General features: G+C 73.1%; 3 protein-coding genes. All 3 read left to right on the top strand.

Annotated features, from left to right (window positions below; all coding sequences use genetic code 11):
- The first annotated feature begins 206 nt into the window (after positions 1-206).
- Positions 207-896: a dihydrofolate reductase family protein gene (locus AB0C29_RS44175; protein WP_360833757.1), complete on the top strand. Its 690-nt coding sequence runs from the start codon at positions 207-209 to the stop codon at positions 894-896.
- A 49-nt stretch (positions 897-945) separates the two neighbouring features.
- A complete protein-coding gene (ribA, locus tag AB0C29_RS44180) occupies positions 946-1,608 on the top strand; it encodes a GTP cyclohydrolase II (protein ID WP_360833759.1) in 663 nt (220 codons plus the stop codon).
- Positions 1,609-1,689: 81 nt separating this feature from the next.
- Positions 1,690-2,343, top strand: a 654-nt coding sequence (gene mptB / locus AB0C29_RS44185; RefSeq protein WP_360833761.1) for a polyprenol phosphomannose-dependent alpha 1,6 mannosyltransferase MptB, incomplete at its 3' end; no start/stop codon positions are given.

The following is a 2,343-nucleotide window of genomic DNA, read 5'->3' on the forward strand; positions in this document are numbered from 1 at the left end:
GCGGGCCCTGGCCGGGGCCCGGGCGAGGGCGCGGCTCCGGGCCGCCGCCGTGGTCAGGGCGGCCGAGCCGGTGGTCGTGCCGCCGCAGACGCTCATGCTGCCGGTACGGGAGCTGGTCAGCACCGGTGCTTGAGGAGGCCGCCGCCGTCCGTTCGACTTATGGTGGACGCCGGAGTGACGATGGTCGCTCCCGAGGAGGAGCGTCCGTGCTCGACCGACCGTACGTGTTGCTCAGCTGTGGGATGTCGATCGACGGCTACGTCGACAGCCCGACTGATGAGCGGCTGCTGCTCTCGAACGACGCCGATTTCGACCGGGTCGATGAGGTACGGGCGGGTTGTGACGCGATCCTGGTCGGTGCCACCACGGTCCGGGTCGACAACCCACGGCTGCTGATCCGTGACGAGAACCGCCGCCGCGCCCGGCTCGCCCGCGGGCTGCCACCGGACCCGATGAAGGTCACCGTGACCAACGGCTGCGACCTCGACGCGGGGGCCCGCTTCTTCACCCTCGGCGACGCCGACAAGCTGGTCTACTGCGCCACCCCGGCCCTGCCGGGAGCCGAGGAACGCATCGGCAAGGTCGCCACGGTGATCGACGGCGGCGATCCGGTCGACCTGACCCGGGTGGTCGGTGACCTGTCCGCCCGCGGCGTCGGCCGGCTGATGGTCGAGGGCGGCGGCACGATCCACACCGGCTTCCTCACCGCCGGCCTCGCCGACGAGCTGCAGCTGGTGGTGGCGCCGTTCTTCGTCGGCGACTCGCGGGCGCCGCGCTTCGTCGGCGACGGCAGCTTCCCTTGGGGCCCGGACCGCCGGGCCGACCTGACCGAGGTCCGGCAGATCGGCGACGTGGTGCTGCTGCGCTACGCCCTTTCCGAGCGCTACCGGGACTGAGCAAGCCGTGATCTGGGAACCTGAACTGTCCGAACGAAATGGGGGGCCGATGTCCGAGACGGCCGGCTGGGGAACGCTCGATGTCGGGACGATCCCGCCAGCCACGGTACGGACGCGTGTCACGGTCCCGTTGCGCTTCGCCGACGGGTATGCGACCACCGCGCGGGTCCTGACCTTCGACGGCCTGGTCGACGGCCGCGAGCACCTGGCGCTGGGCCTGGGCGACTGGGAGAGCGCTGTGCAGGCGACCCCGCTGGTCCGCCCGCACAGCGAATGCCTGACCGGTGACGTGTTCGGCAGCCAGCGCTGCGACTGCGGCCCGCAGCTGCGCGAGGCCGTCGAACGCATCGCCGAGCCGGGCGGCCTGCTGCTCTACCTGCGCCAGGAGGGCCGCGGCATCGGCCTGTACGCGAAACTGGACGCGTACGCGCTGCAGGAGGCGGGGCTGGACACGTACGAGGCGAACGTGGCGCTGGGGCGGGGTGAGGACGAGCGCGACTACACGGCGGCGGCGCAGATGCTGCTGGCGCTGGGCGCCGGGCGGATCCGGCTGCTGAGCAACAACCCGGACAAGGCGGCCCAGCTGGAGGCGCGCGGGGTCGAGGTGACCGAGCGCATCCCGACCGGGGTACACCTGTCGGCGGCGAACCTGCGCTATCTGGCGACCAAGGCCACTCACACCGCCCATACCTTGGACCTGCCGGGCCTGTAGGACCCGGGCGTCGCCACAGCCGCCACGAGGCGGCCACGTGCGGGTCGACGCCCGGTCATCTCGTTCTGCCACCGTGCGGCGGTGCGCGGCGATCACGGAATCCCAGGGCAGGTTCAGACCGCCGCCGGCTGTGCCGGGGCGGTTCTCATCACCGTCGGCGCGCTCCTGGGCCGGTCGGGGCTGGTGCACGTGTACGCCGGCCTGGCGCTGCTCGTCCTGGCCTGGTGGCGACACGGCCGCGACGGGAACGCCCGGCCCTGGGTGACGCTGGCGCTGTGGGCGGGCCCGCTGCTGGCCGCCCCGCCGCTGTTCAGCCGCGACGTCTACAGCTACCTGGCCCAGGGCCTGATGATCGCCGACGGGCTCGACGTCTACCGGCACGGCCCGGCCGCCCTGGGCGGGCAGATCGCCGAGCGGGTCCCGGCCGTCTGGCAGGACACCCCGAGCCCGTACGGCCCGGTGTCGATGCTCGTCTCCCGGGTGGTGACCGCGGTGACGGGTGAGCACGCGACCGCCGGGGTGCTCGCCATGCGCCTGGTGGCGGTCGGCGGGCTGGTGCTGATCGGCCTCGTCGTGCCGCTGCTGGCACCCGGCCACGCCCCGGCCGTCTTCCGCCTGGTGGTGCTGAATCCGCTGGTGCTCATCCACCTCGTCGGCGGCGCCCACCACGATGCGCTGATGGTCGGACTGCTCGCGGCCGGGCTGGCTGCCGCCGTACGGCATCGGCCGGTCACC

Origin of the sequence: Actinoplanes sp. NPDC048791 (genome assembly GCF_040650095.1) — a bacterium.
Classification (GTDB): Bacteria; Actinomycetota; Actinomycetes; order Mycobacteriales; family Micromonosporaceae; genus Actinoplanes.

Bases quoted from the DNA above. Each gene is read 5' to 3' on its own strand.
- ribA (WP_360833759.1), top strand. From the start codon at position 946: ATGTCCGAGACGGCCGGCTGGGGAACGCTCGATGTCGGGACGATCCCG.